We start from the raw sequence: 19,130 nt of genomic DNA on the forward strand, positions 1-19,130 counted from the left end.
GCAGTACCAGCGATAGTAGCAGCAGCAGTATGACCCATACCGATAGCTCCACCAAGAGCAGCAAGACCAAGACCAAGACCAGCAGCGATCATTGAGTAAGCCTTAAGTGTTTGGTTAGCAACATCGCCTTCAGCAGCGAAAGCAGCAGCAGAAAATGCTACCAATAAGAAAAGAATTTTTTTCATATATATCTCCATTAAATTATTACAATATCTTTCGGATAGCGTAACCCCATCGTTAAATGAAGCAACCCAAACATAAATGCCTAGATTTCCCTACTAGAAATTGATGGGCGCATTGTACCTAAAATCTAATAAAAAGTAACTTACGCTCTGCCTAGAGAGATTTTGTTACCTTTAAACTCCAATATTTCTACACTTATCTCTTCGCCCTCACTTAGAACATCGGAGACTTTCTCTACTCTTTGATCGGATACTTTTGAGATATGCAACAGTCCGTCTGTTCCATCTGGAAGCTCTATAAATGCACCGAAATCAACTATTTTTTTAACTATGCCTGGGTATTTATCGCCAACTTCATACTTGATTTTTGCAACTTTTGGAGTATTTACTATGCCTTCTATATGCTCTCTTGCTCCAGCAACACCGGTTTTATTTTTGCCGGTAACTTTTACTTTTCCTTCTTTTTTATCGATATCAATAGCAACTTCAAACTTCTCAATTATCTCACGAATTGTTTTACCTGCCTGACCGATTATCTCTCCGATAAAACTTGGATCTATATGAAAGAAGTCTGTACTTGGAAGAACTCCGTCATTAAACTCTATCTTTTGTTCAGCTTCTAGCATAATATCAATAATATGGCTTCTGCCTTCTTTGGCCTGATAAAGCGCTTCTTTTAAAACATCTAAAGAAATTCCACCGAGCTTGATATCCATCTGCATTGCAGTTATTCCGTCTTTTGAACCTGTTACTTTAAAGTCCATATCTCCATCATGGTCCTCTAGTCCCATGATATCCGATAGAATAGCATATTTATCACCCTCAGACACCATGCCCATGGCAATTCCGGCTACGGTATCAGAAGTTTCTATTTCAGCTGCGCGAAGTGCCATATAGCCACCACATACAGTTGCCATAGAAGATGAACCGTTAGACTCTAAAATCTCAGAAACCAAACGAACAGTCTGCCCATCTAAGTTTACTATAGGCTCCAATGCTCTTTTTGCTAGATTACCATGTCCTAATTCTCTTCTTTTTGTTCCCATGACAGGCGATGCCTCACCTACAGAAAATCCTGGAAAATTGTAATGAACCATAAAATTCTCATTTTGAGTTCCTTCATCTGTTAATGCTTCATACATTTGTGCATCTTTTGGTCCACCCATAGTAAGAACGACTAAAGCTTGAGTCTGTCCACGAGTAAACAGACATGATGAGTGAGCAGCAGGAAGGACATTTGTACTAATAGATATAGGTCTGATTTGTGTTAAAGTACGCCCATCTGCACGAACTCTTTCATTTAATATCTGAGATCTGACTTGCTCTTTTTTAACCTTTTCTATTGCATCTTTTAAAGCAACTTCTTGCTCAACATCTGCCCATTCCACTTTAGTGGTGATGATATTTTTTCTAAGTTGCCTTAGAGCAGTTGAACGCTCTGATTTTGCCATTTGATTCATAGCAGCTTTTATATCTGACAAATGATTTTCTCTAACAAAAGCGACCATCTCTTCATTTATTACATGTGCTTTATACTCTACAGTTAAAGTATCTTTTTTAAATGCTCTAAAAGAGTCTTCATATTTCGCATTAGACTCAAAAAGAACTATTTCAGTTTGCTCAAAAATTTTTATCAATTCATCTTCATTCATTGCATTTGAGGTATGGTTTACCAAAACAGGAACGCTCATAGTCGGGTCCATCAATGGGTCAACCATTAAAGTGTTATCAAATTCTTCACCGCCAAAACTTCTCATCTCAATCATAAGAAGGTCATCTTTTGTTCCGGATAAATATAAATCCAAAGTAGAACTATTAAGCTGAGACTGAGTTGGATTTAAAATCAACTCACCATCAACTTTAGCAGCTCTAACTGCAGATACTGAAGTGTTGATATCGATATCACTTATATATAGTGCAGCCGAAGCAGCATTAAGTGCCAATACTTGCAAATCTGACTCTTTATCAACACTAAACACCATTATTGTTATCTGTGTTGGATATCCGAAACCTTTTGGAAATAATGGGCGAAGTGAGCGGTCAACTATGCGAGATGTTAAAGTCTCAAAATCACTTGGTTTAGTCTCGCGTTTAAAAAATCCGCCTGGAATCTTACCTGCTGCATATGATTTTTCAATATACTGTACTGTCAGTGGTAAAAAATCATCTTTTACTATCTCTGTCTCATCAATTACAACCGTTGCTAGTATAACGGTATCACCACTTTTTATCCACGCCGAACCATTTGCCTGTTTTGCTACATCACCAAAATTATATTCTTCTTTTCTATTTAATAGCTCTACGCTCACATCATATTTCATTCTTATCTCCCAATAATTTTTCTATTCTCTCTTCATCAACTTTTTCAAAATCTTCATAATACAGTGATGTCTCAACATAATCATTTATACTATAAAGAAAAAATATATCATCTGCGAATGGCTCCAAAAGCTCAAGAACATCACTTGGTATCACAGGCACTGCAATATATACTGCTTTTGGTTTTTGAGCCAAAATAGTTTTAAGTGCCGTCATAAACTTCATACCAGTTTCACTGCCTTCATCTACAAGTAAAACTACTTGATTGTGCATTGATGCAAAAGGCTGACCTTTTCTATACTGATATATATAACTCAGTATTTTCTCTTCATGTTTTCTGCGTGCTTCACCGTAAATATAATCATACTGAATATTAAATGCAGAAACTAACTTTTCATTTATAACTATTTCTTCACTCTCACTAACTCTTGCAATTTCGCATTCACTGTTATTTGGGGCTTTTATAGATTCCGAAAATAAAAAATCTATACTGTTTTTGTATTTTTTACTAATATTATATGCGAGTTCTAAACCGCCTCTTGAGACTGAAATAAGCTTCCAGTTTTCATCTTTTAACCTCTGCATAGGTATAACTTCTGTGAGCTTTTGTGCAGCGTCATTGCGATCTTTTAATATATTTTTATACTTTTTCATAAACTTAGTTTCCTTTTGAACTGTCGGGAAGCTTGTATGCAAAACCAGAATTTTTATTCTCTGAAGTCATTATAGGTTTAAGCGCAATTGTCAGGTAAATATATCTATCGTAGATTGAACTTGAAGCTCCATTTATGTCAAGTATAGGTCTGTTGTTTTCAACATATCTGAGCCCAAAATCCCAACATCTTTTTTTATACAAAAATCCAACTTCCGCACTCTTTTTTTCACTACGCTCTAAGTCATAATCAAGCCTTACAAGATAAGAGTAATGTTTATTATACTTGTACTCAAGTCTTGAAGTTATGTAGCTGGTATATTTTGCATCATTGCTCTCCAAGAGAGAAAAGTTATTTCTATACATGTGAGAAATAGAAAAATCAAAACTCTTATCGTTATATGAGATTCTATTGAAATTTTTTGAAAAGTCATTTTCGTCATAATTATAAAACATGTTGTTATAAAAACTTATATTATCAGTAATCTGATAATCTAGCTCATTTTCTAACTCTCCGGCTCCTCCATTTATTTTTTCATAAGAGATGCTTTGAGCCAATCTGTGGTAAATTATCTGTTTACCGTCATCGCCATATATGTACTGTGAGAAATAAAACTGTACATTCTCTTCTATCTCTGAAATATTATAGAACTCACATATTGAATTATTTTGATTGGTTTCAATAGAACAATAATCCAACTGCTCTTCATAGTAACCATCTGCAGTATCAGAACCATCTACAGTATACTGGCTACCAAATTCTACTACATGTGTTAGTTCATCGTAAGCACGCGTAAGTTGTGTTGAAGCCGCAAATATATGATGAATTCTTCCAAAATATCCATCATTATATTCATTTAAAAATGGGTCTCCAAGCTCTGCGTCACCCTTAAACGAAGTATGTTGTGCATAAAGATATGGCTTATACGCTACATTTAAATACTCATCAAATAGTGATGTTTGAAGTGTGATTGGGATGTTTATATCTGTCTGGATAGCACTTTTACCAAGTTTTCTATAATAATTATTGCTTCTTACATCAAAACTATACAAAAGATGATCATCCAAAAATGTGTCTAAATAGCTGTGATATTGAATAGCCGGAAGATTTTGTAAAGTATTGTCGTTACTATCTAATGTCAAATCTTTATAATGTTTAAAATAAGCACCAAAATAATTATTGTCTGTATTGTAAAAAAGATTGATTCTTGAGAGAATCTGCGTTGTGGTTGCATTTTGTGTAGTGTCATTTGTTGAGAGATTAATATACTCAACATCGTTCATATTGGTTATGTCAGCGTATATACCTGATTGACCATCTAAATTTAGACCAAGCCACTGGTTCAAAAAATCACTGTTGTCATATTGAAAATTAAAACCATAATGGCTGTCATTTGCTAACTCTTTGTCTATAACATAATCTTGTTTTTCTTTGAAATATCCAAGTGATAATTCACCCTTTGAGACCTTGCTATCAACAAATCTAAATGTTGAATAGATACCCTCACCACGATTGGTTCTAACTTGAGGTTTTAACTCTAAATCCCACCAATTCTGCTCCGCAATAAAGAGTGCCTGCTCGTAGTAAAAACCTTCACTTTGAGAATATCCTATCATTGGAGGCAAAAGACCTGTTCTTCTTGTTGTATCTAAGGAGTAACCGAAATATGGAGTGTAAAAAACCGGAATATCATATATGTATATTTTTGTATTGTAAAGATTTAACCACTTAGTATCACTGTTGTAGTCAGATGAGCTAAACTCCATTTTCCAAAGCGGGTCATTGGGATTACACCCGCTCATAATACCGGACTCTATCTCCACATCTTTATCTTTTGAAAAACTTTTAGCTCCACTAAGCCAAACATTAGATTTTTTCTCTAACATGAAAAATGGTTTAAAGGTTCTCTCTTTTTGTCCTATGTTTAACCTGGCATAATCTCCAAGTACGCTAATCGAGTCTCCTTGAGTTGCACGAATATTTCCAAAAAGTTCCAGTTCACCGCTATTTCTGTCATAAACCGCTCTTTTGGCACTTAAATGATAGTCCTGATAAATTACAATTACTTCACCTGAAGCCTTTACAATATTACCTTGTGTATCCATTTGCGTAGCATAGACTTCAACTTTATCATTGGCGCTCAGATATGAAACCGTGAGTAAAAAAGCAAGAATAAACTTAAACATTTACAACCAATGTTTTAGCAGTTTTATCATGCCATGTTTGACGAGCAGGGTCCATCAATCCCCATACAAATCCAAGATAAAAGAGCATTTCGCTCACAACCCTAACTATCGCACGATTAAGTGCCACGATTACATTTGGTGTCTGCATTGTCTTAATCTCCACAACTCTTATTTTCATTGCTATTTTACCAAGTGAGGCACCATACTGCATAATAAAAAAAGCTTGATAAAAAATCTTCATAGCCATATATTCCAAGACAAATGTATTTGTAAGAATAATCATTTCCTCTACGGTTTTAGCCTCAAGAAAAGAGTCTCCCAAAGCAATAATAAGCAATAATGAAAGCAACATCTCGTCTATAAAAAAAGCCATAGCTCTCTTTTTTAAAGGCGCTAAAGTCATATCTTCACGATGAAGAATATTTTCAATCTCTTCGTTCACATTTCTACTTTCTACAGAGCTTGGTAAGCAATGTCTGTTCTTATCTTTTTACCTGCAAAATGAACTTGACCACATCTAAGATATGCTCTGTCTCTTGCCTCTTTTATACTATCACCAATGCCAACACAAACTAAAACTCTTCCACCATCAGCATAAAGAACATCGTCTTTTAAACTAACACCGGCAAATGAGATGTGAGTGTTTTTTTCTATCTCTTCATGATGAACATCATCTAAAATAATCTCAGCCGGAGTTGAACTACTATATGGATAGTTTCCGCTAGCCATAACAACACCTACAGCAAATTGCTTTGAGAACTCTACTTTAATCTCACCGAGTCTATTTGTTGCAGCTTTATAGAACATGTCACTTACGCTTGATGTCATAAGAGGCATAAGTATTTCACACTCAGGGTCTCCAAAACGAACATTAAACTCTAAAGTAATCGGCTCACCGTTTACAACCATAATCCCGATAAATAGTACGCCCTCAAAAGGTGCACCTTCTTTTTTCATACCATCTAAAGTTGGACGAATAATTCTGTCTTTTACTTTTTGATATAACTCTTCATCAACCAAAGGTGTTGGAGCATAAGCACCCATCCCCCCGGTATTTGGTCCCTCATCATTATCTAATAATCTTTTATGGTCTTGTGCTGCGGGGAGAAGTATGTAGTCATCTCCATCGCACACGGCAAACATAGAAAGCTCATAACCGTCTAAAAACTCTTCAACAATTACTTTAAGTCCTGCATCACCAAAACTTTTACCGCTTAACATTTCACTTATAGCGATTTTAGCTTCATCGTGATTTTGTGCGATTATTACACCTTTACCGCCACAAAGTCCATCTGCTTTTACAACAATTGGAGCAGTTAATGTATCTGTAAATTTAAAAGCATCTTCAATTGAAGAAGTCTCAATGTAGCGAGCAGTAGGAATATTATATTTTGCTAAAAAGTTTTTCATGTAAACTTTTGAACCCTCAAGCTGAGCAGCTTCTTTACTTGGTCCAAAAATTGTAAGTCCGTAAGATTTAAAGATATCAACAACACCATCAACAAGTGGAGCTTCCGGTCCCACTATTGTAAGTTCGATGTTGTTTTCTTTTGCAAATGCAGCTAACTCATTATAATCTTTAATATCTAAGTTAGTTCCTAAGTTGTTTGTTGCACCGTTTCCAGGTTGAAAAAAAAGCTCATGCTCAACTTTTTCGTTTGAGATTGCACGAGCTATTGAGTACTCTCTACCGCCATTACCTAAAATTAAAATCTTCATCCACGCCCCATAAAAATTAAAAATATTTTTTGAATTTACTAAATTTTTTAGATTATATCATATAGTGTATTAAAGTTAAATATTTGATTTAAAAGATGAAGAAAAGCCCGAGTGGCCGTCTCGCATTTGGCTTGGTTCTAAAAGCCGAATTTGGGTGAAGAGAGAACTCTCTAACGGCGGCAGTATCTCGACAGAGTTAACATATCTCAAACGATATCACCGACACACAAAAGCCCTACTTGTTCACAGTTTGAAAATGTAGAACCCTCATTAGTGCGATATCTCGAACCACTCAGACTATTAATATTATTATACTCTTTGCAAACTTGATTTTTTTTAAAGCGAAAGAGCTAATTCAATACAACTTTCAATAGAAGTCTTTTCGGATGTCAAATACTCTATACCATCTGGCAAAGAGTCGGCTGTTGTACTGCCAATAACGATAACTTTAGAATTCGGATTAATGGTATTGTTTTTTAAAAAGCACTCTATGGATGACGGAGATGTAAAGATAAGTGTAGAGTCATCATTTACTCTTACATCCAGTATCTCTTTTGAACATTCACTTACATAGCCTATCTCTTCATCTATATCGTAGCCGTCATTTTTACTTCTTTGAACAAAATCAGAAGCTATAAGTTGGGCTCTCAAATACAACCACTTAGTATCTTTGGGAAAATCTTTTATATTTTTAACAAGATTATCACCATAACCATCGCCGATATCTAAAATTTTACCGCCAATATTTTCATAAGCGGTTGCGGTTTTAACCGATACACATAGAGCAGGAATATTGATAAAATCTTTTTTATCATACTGCTCTAATGCTTTTACAGTCTGTTTTGATGTGATAATTAGATAATCATATTTGCTAAAATCGATTTTTGGTTTTAAAAACCTGACTTCAAGTGATTTTATACTCTTAGCATGTTCGCTTTTTGAGGTAGCAAATAAATAAATTTGTTTTTTCATGTAATGTATCCTAAATTAGTAATGATAAATAAAACGCTTAAAAAACTAAAATTTTTCTTAATTTATTCCCATTCGATTGTTGCTGGTGGTTTACTTGATATATCGTAAACTACGCGGTTAATTCCATCAACTTCATTTATTATTCTTCTGCTTATTCTCTCTAATAAATCATGTGGAAGATGGGCAAATGTAGCTGTCATTCCATCAACAGCCTCAACAACCCTGATACACACAGTATTGTCATAAGTACGGTTATCACCCATTACTCCAACACTTTTTACATTTAGTAAAACTGCAAATGCTTGCCAAGTCTTAGCATAATAGCCACTTGCTTTTAACTCATCAAGTAAAATAACATCAGCTTCACGAAGGATGGTTAAATCAGGTACATTTACATCTCCCATGATTCTAATTGCAAGTCCAGGTCCAGGGAATGGATGACGATTTATCATACCTTCTGGAAGACCAAGTTCTAAACCAATCTTACGAACCTCATCTTTAAAGAGTTCACGCAATGGCTCGATTAGTTCAAAATCCATCCAATCAGGTAAACCGCCAACATTATGATGAGACTTGATAACTTCAGATGGACCGTTTACAGAAATGGACTCGATAACATCCGGATAAAGTGTACCTTGAGCTAAAAACTTAATACCATCATGTTTCTTTGCCTCTTTTTCAAACTCTTCGATGAAAGTGTGACCAATGATTTTTCTTTTTTCTTCCGGATCAGAAACACCTGCAAGTTTGCCCAAGAAATTATCAACTGCATCTACGGTAATAAGAGGAGTTTTTAGGTTTATTTTGAAAACTTGTTCAACTTGTTCTCGTTCATCTTTTCTTAAAAGTCCGTTATCAACAAAAACAGGAATCAGTTGATCGCCGATTGCTTCGTAAAGCATCGCAGCAACAACAGAACTATCAACTCCGCCGCTTAATCCGCAAAGAACTTTACCATCACCTACTTTTTCACGAATGATTTTAATCTGTTCTTTTAAGAAGTGCTCCATTTTCCATTTTTCAGTAACTCCACAAATATTTTTTGCAAAGTTACGAAGCATCAAATAACCTTCCTCTGAGTGTTGAACTTCCGGATGATATTGCATAGCATATACGCGTTTTTCTTCATTTGCAATAGCTGCATATGGAGAGTTGGCAGAAGTTGCAATTGGGGTAAAGCCTTCTGGCAGCACATCCACTTTATCGGAGTGACTCATCCATACTATTCGGCCATTATCACAATCTTTTAGCAGAGGTGAGCAGTTATCTGCATCCTCTATATTGAGTTCAGCTTTTCCATACTCATGATGGTCTGAACGGATTACGCTTCCACCAAAATCAACTGCAATTCTCTGCATACCGTAACAGATACCAAGAACCGGAATACCCATCTTATAAACACCCTGGTCTACTTCATAAGCGTCTTTGTTATAAACAGAAGATGGACCACCGCTAAGAATGATGCCTTTAGGATTTTTTGCTTTAATCTCTTCAACTGAAGTATGATAAGGAAGAATCTCACAGTAAATTTTATCTTCACGAAGACGACGAGCTATAAGTTGAGTATACTGAGAACCGAAATCTAGAACTATAATGCTAACATTTGTCATTTAGTTGCCTTTTAATTTAATTTTAACGCCAAAGAAAGTAATTCCTTTAGCTACGCTAACCGCTATAGTACTAAAGCTTGCCTCGAAGAGGCAGAAGATTTTTAAAAATAATAAAAACTTTGAGATACTAAGACTAGCTTTGAGAGGGTATGTACCCTTTTCACATAGTGCAAGGATACAATAATTAATATTAATGTTTAATATAAAAACTTAATATCGCATACTAAACATACCGATACCGCTAGACCTATTTCTTAAGCGCTGCTATGCGTTCTTGTCATTTTTTTCTTCTAATATTGTATGTACACCGATTGATTTCTCTCTAGCCAATGCTGAAAGAACAATCTCTCTTGCGGTTAGTAATCGCAATTTTACAAGTTTGCCAATATTTTCTTTTAAAAGAGTATTGATTTGTTCTAAAGCCTTGTTTAATCCATCTTTTGTTCTTACAATCGAGACATTTTCCCACATTATTTTACGAAGTAGATTCTTCTTAGCTTTATCACCTTTTAGACTCATAACCTCATCACTTACTTCAAACTCTACAAATTTTTTCTTTCTGGCATCTTTTAAAATATGCTCTGCGGCTCTTTTTGCAAAAACCAAACCCTCTAAAAGTGAATTTGAAGCCAATCTATTTGCACCATGTACCTTTGTTGAAGCAACTTCACCAACTGCATAGAGGTTTTTTACATTTGGCACTCTACCATTCAAGTCAGTTTTTATTCCACCGATTGCATAATGAAATGCCGGAGATATAGGAACTCTCTGCGTTGGAACATCAAATCCTAAATCCTGCAGGTTTTTAAAAATATTTGGAAATCTTTGGATAAAGTAGTGATACTCAAAATTATTACATGAAAGATAAACTTTAAGACCTGTTTTTTTTCTGTAATCGTATAGAGCCTTACTTACTATATCTCGAGAAGCCAATTCGCCTCTTTCATCATAATCAAACAAAAATCTTCTTCCGTTTTCATCTTCTATTGTTGCACCCTCGCCGCGCAAAGCTTCGGTAAGTAAAAGTTTTTGAGCGTTTTCACTATTTACATATACCGTTGGATGAAACTGCATCATCTCCATATTTTCTAACTCTATGCCTTTTAAAACACTAAGTCCCTGCAAATCAGCACTAATGCACGGAGCATTTGTATGGTACTCATACAGCGAGCCGACTCCTCCACTTGCTATTATTACATTGTCAGCATAGATATTTCTGCTCTCTCTATGGTCAAGTACCGTAACGCCGTAGCATTCGCCATTTTTTATAAGCAAGTCAACTACTCTGGCATCTCCTAGCATAGGATGTGGATTTTTAGAGAGTAGAAAATGGTGCATATATCTACCCGTTGCATCTCCACCGGCATGCAAAATTCTTTCTCTTGAGTGCGCTGCCTCTTTTGTGTATAAAAGATTTCCATCTTTGTCGCTGTCAAATTCAAACCCGCTCTTTATCAAATCATCAATAGTACCTCTTGAGCTCTCGCTCAAAGTTCTTACTGCTTGCTCATCACAAAGACCGGCTCCAGCTTCTAGAGTATCTTTTACATGTAACTCAATATCATCATCGTCGACCGCAAGTGCAACACCGCCTTGTGCATAAAAACTATTACATTTAAAAGTCTCTCTTTTATTTATAATGAGGACTTTCTTATCGCGTGGCAAATACTGTGCAGCATAAAGTCCTGCTACACCTGCCCCGACTATTATTACATCATATTTCATCTATTTAGCATCACAACTTTCATTATTATCATTACGCTCATTTGTAGGTTTTTTAAGAATAAACTCTACATTTTCATCACTTACCGGTGCATCATCTACATAATATGGATTAGCTTTATAGCCACATCCATTCAAACTTAACAAAAACATTGCTATAATTGCTAAATGAAAAATGCTAGTCAAATTATTAACTCTATTCAAAATAAACCTCAATTTTCTAAACTATCTTATTATAAGTGTATCGATATAGTACAATCTATGTTTACGCCGCCTGTACAGAAGATGGTAAACTTTGCATATATAAAAAACAAAACTCTTTTTTTTGTATTTAATCACCCCGTTGGGAAACAAGAGTTTGATAATAATATACAAAGCATTAAAAGTGCTTTAAATTATCATATGCCTGATGAATGTGTGGACTGTGAAGATAAATTATTTGATGATATAAAAGCATTTGTTACACATACTCCTAAAAAAACTATACATGTACAAACTAAAGAGATTAAACAAACATATAAAGAGCGTGCAAGCGGAAATGTACATGTAGATATAAAAAATGAGAAACTAAATTCTCTTGTTCGAAGTATTCAAGAGATTATAAAAGCAAAAAATGACACTGACTGAGACCATAAAACAGCTCCCTGCTTCTGCCGGAATTTATCAATATTTTGACAAAGACGGACACCTGCTTTACATCGGCAAAGCAAAAAATCTATCTAGCAGAGTAAAAAGTTATTTTAACTTTACGCCATCGCTCAAAGCAAACTCAAACTTATCTGCCAGAATAACAAAGATGATAAGCCAAACTGCTTCTCTAAACTATATTGTAGTAAATAGCGAACATGATGCTTTGATTCTTGAAAATTCGCTTATTAAACAGTTAAATCCTAAATACAATATTTTACTTCGTGATGACAAAACATATCCCTATATTTATGTAGATAACTCACAAGAGTACCCAAGGTTTGAGATAACAAGAAAAATAGTCAAATCATCCGATATCAAGTATTATGGACCATACTCTGTCGGTGCTAGAGACATTCTGGACTCTATCTATGACATTTGCAAACTTGTGCAAAAAAAGGGCTCTTTAAAATCAAAAAAGCTTTGTCTTTATTATCAGATTGACAAATGTCTTGGTCCTTGCGAACTCGATATCTCCAAAGAGAGATATAAAAAAGAGTTAGATTTAGCTGTTGAATTGATTCAAAATAAAAAAACACTCATAAACAAACTAAAAGATAAGATGATGTTCTATGCTGAGCAAGAGCGTTACGAGGAAGCCGGTGAATTAAGAGACAGAGTTGAACGCATAAACAAAAGTGAAATTAAAAGTGAGATTGATTTTGCAACTAATGAAAACTACGATATTTTTGTACTTCAAAACACGCAAAACAGAGCAGTTGTAGTTAGAATATTTATGCGTAACGGTAAAATAATCTCATCCTCACATGATTACATACACTTAAATGAAGGTTATGATGAAAGTGAGTTGTATCAAAGAGTTTTAATGGAGTTTTACAAAAATGAAAAACCACCGATTATTGCACCTATTTTAGTTACTTCACAATTTGAAGGACTAGATGTTGTTCAGGAGCATTTAAGCACTGTTTTTGAGAAAAAAGCACAGATAAAAGTGCCACTAAAGGGAAATAAAAAGCATCTTATTGATTTAGCAATTTTAAATGCAAACGAGCTTTTAAAAAAAGAGAAAAATCAAGATAATACAAAGATATTATTAGAGATTAAAGAGCTATTTAATCTTGAGAGAATTCCATCTCGTGTTGAAATATTTGACAACTCTCACATGTCAGGAGTTGCAACTGTTGGAGCAATGGCAGTTTATGAGCATGGTAAGTTTGATAAAAAAAGTTATAGGATATATCATCTTGAGGCAAAAGACGAATATTCACAGATGAGAGAGACCCTCTCAAGAAGAGTTGAGAGCTTCTCGAAAAACTCTCCGCCAGACTTATGGGTTTTAGATGGTGGCGCAACCCTCTTGAAGTTAGCAGTAGAAATATTAGAATCAAACGGAATATTTTTAGATGTTATCGCCATATCAAAAGAGAAAGTGGATGCAAAAGCCCATCGTGCCAAAGGAAAAGCAAATGATATTTTATATACAAAAGATGATGTTTTTAGATTAAAAAATAGTGACAAAAGACTTCAATGGGCACAAAACCTTAGAGATGAAGCTCACAGGTGCGCTATAAACTTTCATAAAAAAACAAAATTAAAGCTGGATAAAGAGAGTAAACTTTTAACATTAAAGGGAATATCTCAAGCCAAAATAATAAAACTACTTAAACACTTTGGAACCTTTGAAGCATTAAAAGAGCTGAGTATTGAAGAGATTAGTTCAATTTTAAACCTAAAAGATGCAGAAATCATAAAAAAGATTTATATATAAGTTTTTTTTTAAACTATTAATGATATATTTAGTGCAATTTATAACAGTACTTAATAGAATGAAGGTTTTTTATGGACAAAATTGTACCTAAAGATGAAGAGTTTATATATGAAGGTAAAGTGGCAATCTCTCAGACAGATTTAAAGGGAAATATTACCTTTGTAAACAGAAAATTTTGTGAAATATCCGGTTACACAGTTGAAGAACTTGTAGGTAGCAATATAAATATCGTAAAACATCCAGATGTACCAGAAAAAACATTTGACAAAATGTGGATGGCTCTGCAAAGCGGACAAGTTTGGAACGGTCTTCTTAAAAATCTGCGTAAAGACGGTAGCTTTTACTGGGTTGACATGGAAATAGCACCTATAATGGATGAAAACGAACAGATAACAGGTTATATATCAGTAGGTAAGCCGGCTCCAAGAAAGAATATTGAAGATGTCGAAAAACAAAATAGTACAAAGTAAGGTGTTCATATGTTAATTTATAATTATAAAAAAGAGTTTTTAGGAATTGATGAGAGTGATTTAGAGGCTTTAGGACTTTCAGATTTAGCTCAGTTACGCGCTGAAGCTGGTGATTTTGCAGATTTGTTTGTAAAAACACCGGGTCATATACACAATTTTAAACATGTTCACTGGATTGATTATATTACATGTAACGAAACTGGTGTAGCGCCAAAAGTTATTATACATGTTAAAAACAAAAACTATACATCCAATATAGATGTCAAAACTATTTATCTTGTTGACAGCCCTTCTAAAAAAGCCTACATTGTAAACCTAACCAATCTTAGACCTCTCTCTCATACTCAAAGCGAGAAAATTTCTATTGATGTTTCACAAAGACCTGCCCCTACAGCAATGACTGAACCAGTTGAGCTATTTACAACTCCAGGTTCAATAGTTCATGAAGAGTCTCAAGAAGCTTCATTTGATCCATATGAATCAGATTTATCAGATACACCATCTAATCTTGTAGAAGATATTTATGAAAGCGATATACCGCCTGAAGATTTTGCTTCAGATGAGCCATTAGATATTGACTTTGGGGATGAAGAGATTGAAGTCGAAGATTTCCAAAAAAGCGAAACACAAGCGACACCTGAACCACAAGCTGTTGCTGAAGATAAAATTCAAGTCGATGAAAATGATCCTTTTGCAAACTATGTATTTGATCCGCATATTGCATCTGAAGAACTTGGTCTGCCGACTGACTTAGTTGAAGAGTTCATACAAGACTTTATTTCTCAAGCAAACAGTTTCAAAGAAGAACTATATGAAGCAACACAAAGAACAGACTTAGACAGTGTGAAAATTCAGTCTCATAAACTTAAAGGTGTTGCGGCAAACTTAAGAATAGAAGATGCCCTCGATGCATTAACAATCATAAATACTTCTGATGACACCAGCGTAATCAGTCATAATCTTGACAGACTATATAGAATAATTAATAAATTATCCAACACAGGCGCTGCTGTAAACCCAACTCCTGATATACAAAAAGAAACTACTGAAGAAGATGAAGAAGATTTTATTTTATCATTTAAAGATGATGAAGCTAAACCGGATGTTGAAGCTGACGAAATTAGTTTCGCTGATGATATTCCCGCTGCCAAAATTGAAATAGATGATTCGCAAGTTCCTGAGTCTATAGATATTCCTGAATTAGAAGATGATATGTTTTTAAAACAGGATGATAGTACGATACAAAGCGAAGTAGCTGATGAAGATTTATCTATACTAGATGATGTTTATGATACCCAAGAAGTTTTAGATACTACGATGCCATACGACAAAGAACTCGTGGCAAATGATATTGGTCTTGATATAGATAGTTTCAATGAGTTGTTTGAAGACTACATAAATGAATCTAGAGAACTTACAACATCTATGAAAAATGCCTTAACCGATGATGACTTCAATGCTTACAAACACTATGCGATTAAGCTAAAAGGCATGAGTGACAATATGAGAGTAAACAACTTTAATGATGACTTAGAAGCAATTATAAACTCTTCAGACATAAGCGCTACAGCTGATTCTCTTGATAATATTATACTAAAGCTTGAGCAAATCTCGACTACAGGAGATAAATAATGCAAATTGGATTAAAAAACAGACTAAGAGTAATCAGTCTTTTACCAATCATTGTACTAATCTCGGTAACAAGTTATTATGTTTATACCTCCTTTACAGAATACAAAATAGCACAGCAACTAGAAGACAGACTAGACCAAAACACTTTACTTAACGATGTTCTTGGTAATCTTGCTCGTGAGCGTGGTATGAGTGCCATGTATCTTGGTAATCAAACTGAAGGTATTAAAAAATCACTTATTGAGCAAAGAAAAGTCGTTGACCAAAAAGTAAATGCTTATCTTAGTTATTCAAAAAACAAAGAAGTCCTACATACGCATTCTGATTCTCAAGAAAAATCTACTTGTTTGGCTTGTAGCAACATAGAGACTGTGACTGAATCAATACAAAAAATAAAATCTATAAGACCTTTGGTAGATGAAAACAAGATAGATTTCACTGAAATGTTTATTGATATTTATAGTGCTGCTCAAGAGAAGTTTCTTAGACAGCTAGAGCAGATAACTACCAATCAAATAGATAAAGAGATCAATGAGTTATACGGCTTATACATCGCAATGGTTAATGCTAAAGAAGCTTCAGGTATTGAGAGGGGATATATGTCTTATAATATTTCCCGTTCAACAAAACTTACAGAAGATGATTTAAATAGATGGATATCCATTATCGGTAAAGCAGACTCACTAAGCTATGAATCTTTGCGCAACAAAGATTTAGTAAGCAAGCTTAATGCTATTTTCAAAAACGAAGAGAGTATTGAACTTTTTCAAGATATAAATGCAGAAAGAACAGCTATTATTACTGTTTCAGATACCGGAGAATATGATATTACTTCTGGTATCTGGTTTACTATGCAATCTGAAAAAATTAAAATTATTTCTCAAGCCGAAAACCTACTTTTATCAGCTATGGGTTCAAGAGCTGCAAAAGTTAAAGAAGAGACTCTGCAGTTCTTAATTCTTTCATTTACAATTTGGCTTGTTGCAATCGTTTTGGCAATACTGGGTTATTTACTATCAAATGAAATTGCTAAAAACATCAGACACCTTGAGGATGTACTCCAAAGGGTTGCTGAGGACAGCGAATCTGATTATTCTGATATTAACTTACAAACCGCAGAAGGTACAGATATGGCCTATGCACTTCTTGAAAATATCATTACACAAACAAAACAAGATAAAGAATCAGCTCAAGATGCAAGTGAAGCAAAATCTATGTTCTTGGCTAACATGTCACATGAGATTCGTACACCTCTAAACGGTATTGTAGGATTTACAGAACTTCTTAAAGACTCTGGTCTACAAGAAGAACAGAGCGAATTCGTAGATATTATTGAAAAATCATCTGAAAATCTTCTTGAGATTATCAATAATATTCTTGACCTTTCTAAAATTGAAAGTAACAAACTTGAGATTGAAGATATTGCATTTAATCCAATTGTTGAATTTGAGAGTGCGGTTGAAGTTTATGCCGTTAGAGCAAGTGAAAAACATATCAATCTTGGATGTTTTATAGATCCACAACTTGAGTTCCCTCTAAAAGGTGACCCTACAAAAATTAAAGAAATTATTATCAATCTTCTCTCTAACGCTGTTAAATTTACTAACAATGCCGGTTCTATTAATGTTAATATCAGAAAAGTTAAAAATACCGAGATTGGTAAAACAAAAATTAAGTTTGAGATTCAAGATAGCGGTATCGGTGTTACAAGTGAACAAAAAGCCAGAATCTTTGAAGCATTTAGCCAAGCTGATACATCTATTACCCGTAAATATGGTGGTACTGGTCTAGGACTTACAATTTCAAGTAGTTTTGTTGAGTTGATGGGTGGACAGCTTGATCTTGAAAGCCAGCCTGGTCAAGGTACTACATTCTTCTTTACACTTGAGCTTGAAGAAGTTGAAACACTAAATGAGAGTTCCCAAGATATGTTTAGCAGTCTTAACGCTCTAATTTTAAGTGATTCATTAAAACTTAAAAAACAAGACAAATATTTAAGAGAGTATCTTGATTATTATGGAGTGGGATACACAACTTTTAAAGATATAAGCAAAGTTCAACTTTTACAAAAAGACACGAACTATAATCTTGTGTTTGTTGATTATGATTATGTTACAGATGAGACGCTACCGGAATTTGCAAAACTTTCTCAAGAGCTTGTACTTTTAACAAAGTCTAATCTGATGAGAAAAGTAGATGCGATGGGTCTTGATATCTTTAAAATCCTATATGAGCCTATACACTCTACAAAAATTAAGCAAACATTAGAAAACTATACTCTTATGAATACGACTACACAAGTTGCTAAAAAGTCGAGTCGTAAAAAATTTGATTTACATACATCAAAATTTCATGCTAATGTTTTAGTGGCCGAGGACAATATAATTAACCAAAAGTTGATTCAGAGAACTCTTGAAGATTTAGGATTAACTATTACAATTGCAAATAATGGGCTTGATGCATTTCAAAAAAGAAAAGATGGAAATTTTGATATGATTTTCATGGATATACAGATGCCTTTTATAGATGGTGTTGAGGCAACTGCCGAGATACTGGAGTGGGAAGAGGATTATAATCAAGCACACATTCCTATTGTAGCATTAACAGCCAATGCTTTAAAAGGAGACAGAGAGAAATTCTTGGCTGCAGGACTAGATGAGTATACAACCAAACCTCTTGTGCGTTCAGAAATAATTGCTGTTCTTAACCAATTTTTATCTGATCATATAGTTGACGCCAATGCTGCTCCTAAAGCCTCTATTGAGATGCAAGAAGAGACAGATGAAGCTCAAGAGAAACCTGAAATAGCTGCAGATTTTGATGATCTTGAAACAATACATAATCAAGTCACTGAGCAGATTGAGCAAGAAAAACCTGAATATAGAGCAGATATATTAATTGCCAAAAAAAGTAACTTTGAGACAAAGCTTTATACAAAAGTAATTGAAGGAATGGATGGATTATCGTATGAAGTTGCTTCTTCGTTGATAGACTTTCAAGAGTTGATTCAAAATCACTCTTATAAAGTCGTTTTATTTGACAAAGAATATAGTGATTTAAATATAGAAGAAATAACATCAAGTATTAGAGAACTAAGCAGCTCTAACAATCTTGATTCACATATCGTAATGGTTGATGACTCATTGGAAAAAAATGCTGCTGAGTATGCAGGAAATGTTGATGAGATAATTAAAAACTCTGTAAATAAAGACTTGCTGAGATCTTTGTTTGCTAAATATATTTAAAAGG

14 protein-coding genes and 1 pseudogene are annotated in these 19,130 nt (G+C 34.3%); 5 read left to right on the top strand and 10 right to left on the bottom strand.

Translation table 11 applies throughout. The annotated features are described in order from the left end of the window. From OQK60_RS02380 to OQK60_RS02425, 10 genes and pseudogenes are all read right to left on the bottom strand, one after another. A pseudogene (locus tag OQK60_RS02380) lies at positions 1-185 on the bottom strand (F0F1 ATP synthase subunit C); the annotation flags it as partial. Between the two features lie 140 nt (positions 186-325). Then, positions 326-2,503 carry a polyribonucleotide nucleotidyltransferase gene (locus tag OQK60_RS02385; RefSeq protein ID WP_297683699.1) on the bottom strand — a complete coding sequence of 726 codons (2,178 nt, stop codon included), beginning with the start codon at positions 2,501-2,503 and terminating at the stop codon, positions 326-328. Next, on the bottom strand, positions 2,493-3,155 hold the full coding sequence (locus OQK60_RS02390; RefSeq protein WP_297683701.1) for a phosphoribosyltransferase family protein: 663 nt from the start codon (positions 3,153-3,155) through the stop codon (positions 2,493-2,495). The genes OQK60_RS02385 and OQK60_RS02390 overlap by 11 nt, the downstream gene beginning before the upstream one ends. Positions 3,156-3,159: 4 nt before the next feature. Next, positions 3,160-5,340 (bottom strand): LPS assembly protein LptD, encoded by a 2,181-nt coding sequence (gene lptD, locus OQK60_RS02395; RefSeq protein WP_297683703.1) that lies wholly within the window; start codon positions 5,338-5,340, stop codon positions 3,160-3,162. Continuing rightward, a complete protein-coding gene (locus OQK60_RS02400) occupies positions 5,333-5,782 on the bottom strand; it encodes an RDD family protein (protein WP_297683705.1) in 450 nt (149 codons plus the stop codon). The genes lptD and OQK60_RS02400 overlap by 8 nt, the downstream gene beginning before the upstream one ends. Before the next feature lie 11 nt (positions 5,783-5,793). Next, entirely contained in the window at positions 5,794-7,059 is a 1,266-nt protein-coding gene (purD, locus tag OQK60_RS02405; protein WP_297683707.1) for a phosphoribosylamine--glycine ligase, read from the bottom strand. A 336-nt stretch (positions 7,060-7,395) separates the two neighbouring features. Then, positions 7,396-8,031: a uroporphyrinogen-III synthase gene (locus OQK60_RS02410; protein ID WP_297683709.1), complete on the bottom strand. Its 636-nt coding sequence runs from the start codon at positions 8,029-8,031 to the stop codon at positions 7,396-7,398. A gap of 62 nt (positions 8,032-8,093) precedes the next feature. Then, the gene (gene guaA, locus OQK60_RS02415) at positions 8,094-9,641 is read right to left on the bottom strand and encodes a glutamine-hydrolyzing GMP synthase (protein ID WP_297683710.1); all 1,548 of its coding nucleotides are present in this window, start codon (positions 9,639-9,641) and stop codon (positions 8,094-8,096) included. A gap of 264 nt (positions 9,642-9,905) precedes the next feature. Beyond that, complete coding sequence (nadB, locus tag OQK60_RS02420) at positions 9,906-11,366, bottom strand: L-aspartate oxidase (protein WP_297683711.1); 1,461 nt, start codon at positions 11,364-11,366, stop codon at positions 9,906-9,908. Further along, positions 11,367-11,567, bottom strand: a complete 201-nt coding sequence (locus OQK60_RS02425) for a hypothetical protein (RefSeq protein WP_297683712.1) — start codon at positions 11,565-11,567, stop codon at positions 11,367-11,369. It lies immediately after the preceding gene. A 57-nt stretch (positions 11,568-11,624) separates the two neighbouring features. Between OQK60_RS02425 and OQK60_RS02430 the strand changes: the two genes are divergently transcribed. The 5 genes from OQK60_RS02430 (at position 11,625) to OQK60_RS02450 (ending at position 19,126) form a co-directional block, all read left to right on the top strand. Next, positions 11,625-11,990, top strand: a complete 366-nt coding sequence (locus tag OQK60_RS02430) for a hypothetical protein (RefSeq protein WP_297683714.1) — start codon at positions 11,625-11,627, stop codon at positions 11,988-11,990. Continuing rightward, positions 11,977-13,779, top strand: coding sequence for an excinuclease ABC subunit UvrC (uvrC, locus tag OQK60_RS02435; RefSeq protein ID WP_297683715.1), 1,803 nt, complete (start codon positions 11,977-11,979; stop codon positions 13,777-13,779). Before OQK60_RS02430 ends, uvrC begins: the two co-directional genes overlap by 14 nt. A gap of 71 nt (positions 13,780-13,850) precedes the next feature. Further along, positions 13,851-14,249 (top strand): PAS domain-containing protein, encoded by a 399-nt coding sequence (locus tag OQK60_RS02440; protein WP_297683717.1) that lies wholly within the window; start codon positions 13,851-13,853, stop codon positions 14,247-14,249. 9 nt (positions 14,250-14,258) lie between these two features. Then, positions 14,259-15,881 carry an Hpt domain-containing protein gene (locus OQK60_RS02445; RefSeq protein ID WP_297683719.1) on the top strand — a complete coding sequence of 541 codons (1,623 nt, stop codon included), beginning with the start codon at positions 14,259-14,261 and terminating at the stop codon, positions 15,879-15,881. Then, the gene (locus tag OQK60_RS02450; RefSeq protein ID WP_297683721.1) at positions 15,881-19,126 is read left to right on the top strand and encodes a nitrate- and nitrite sensing domain-containing protein; all 3,246 of its coding nucleotides are present in this window, start codon (positions 15,881-15,883) and stop codon (positions 19,124-19,126) included. Before OQK60_RS02445 ends, OQK60_RS02450 begins: the two co-directional genes overlap by 1 nt. Positions 19,127-19,130 lie beyond the last annotated feature (4 nt).

It is taken from the genome of Sulfurimonas sp. (genome assembly GCF_026196735.1).
Classification (GTDB): Bacteria; Campylobacterota; Campylobacteria; order Campylobacterales; family Sulfurimonadaceae; genus Sulfurimonas.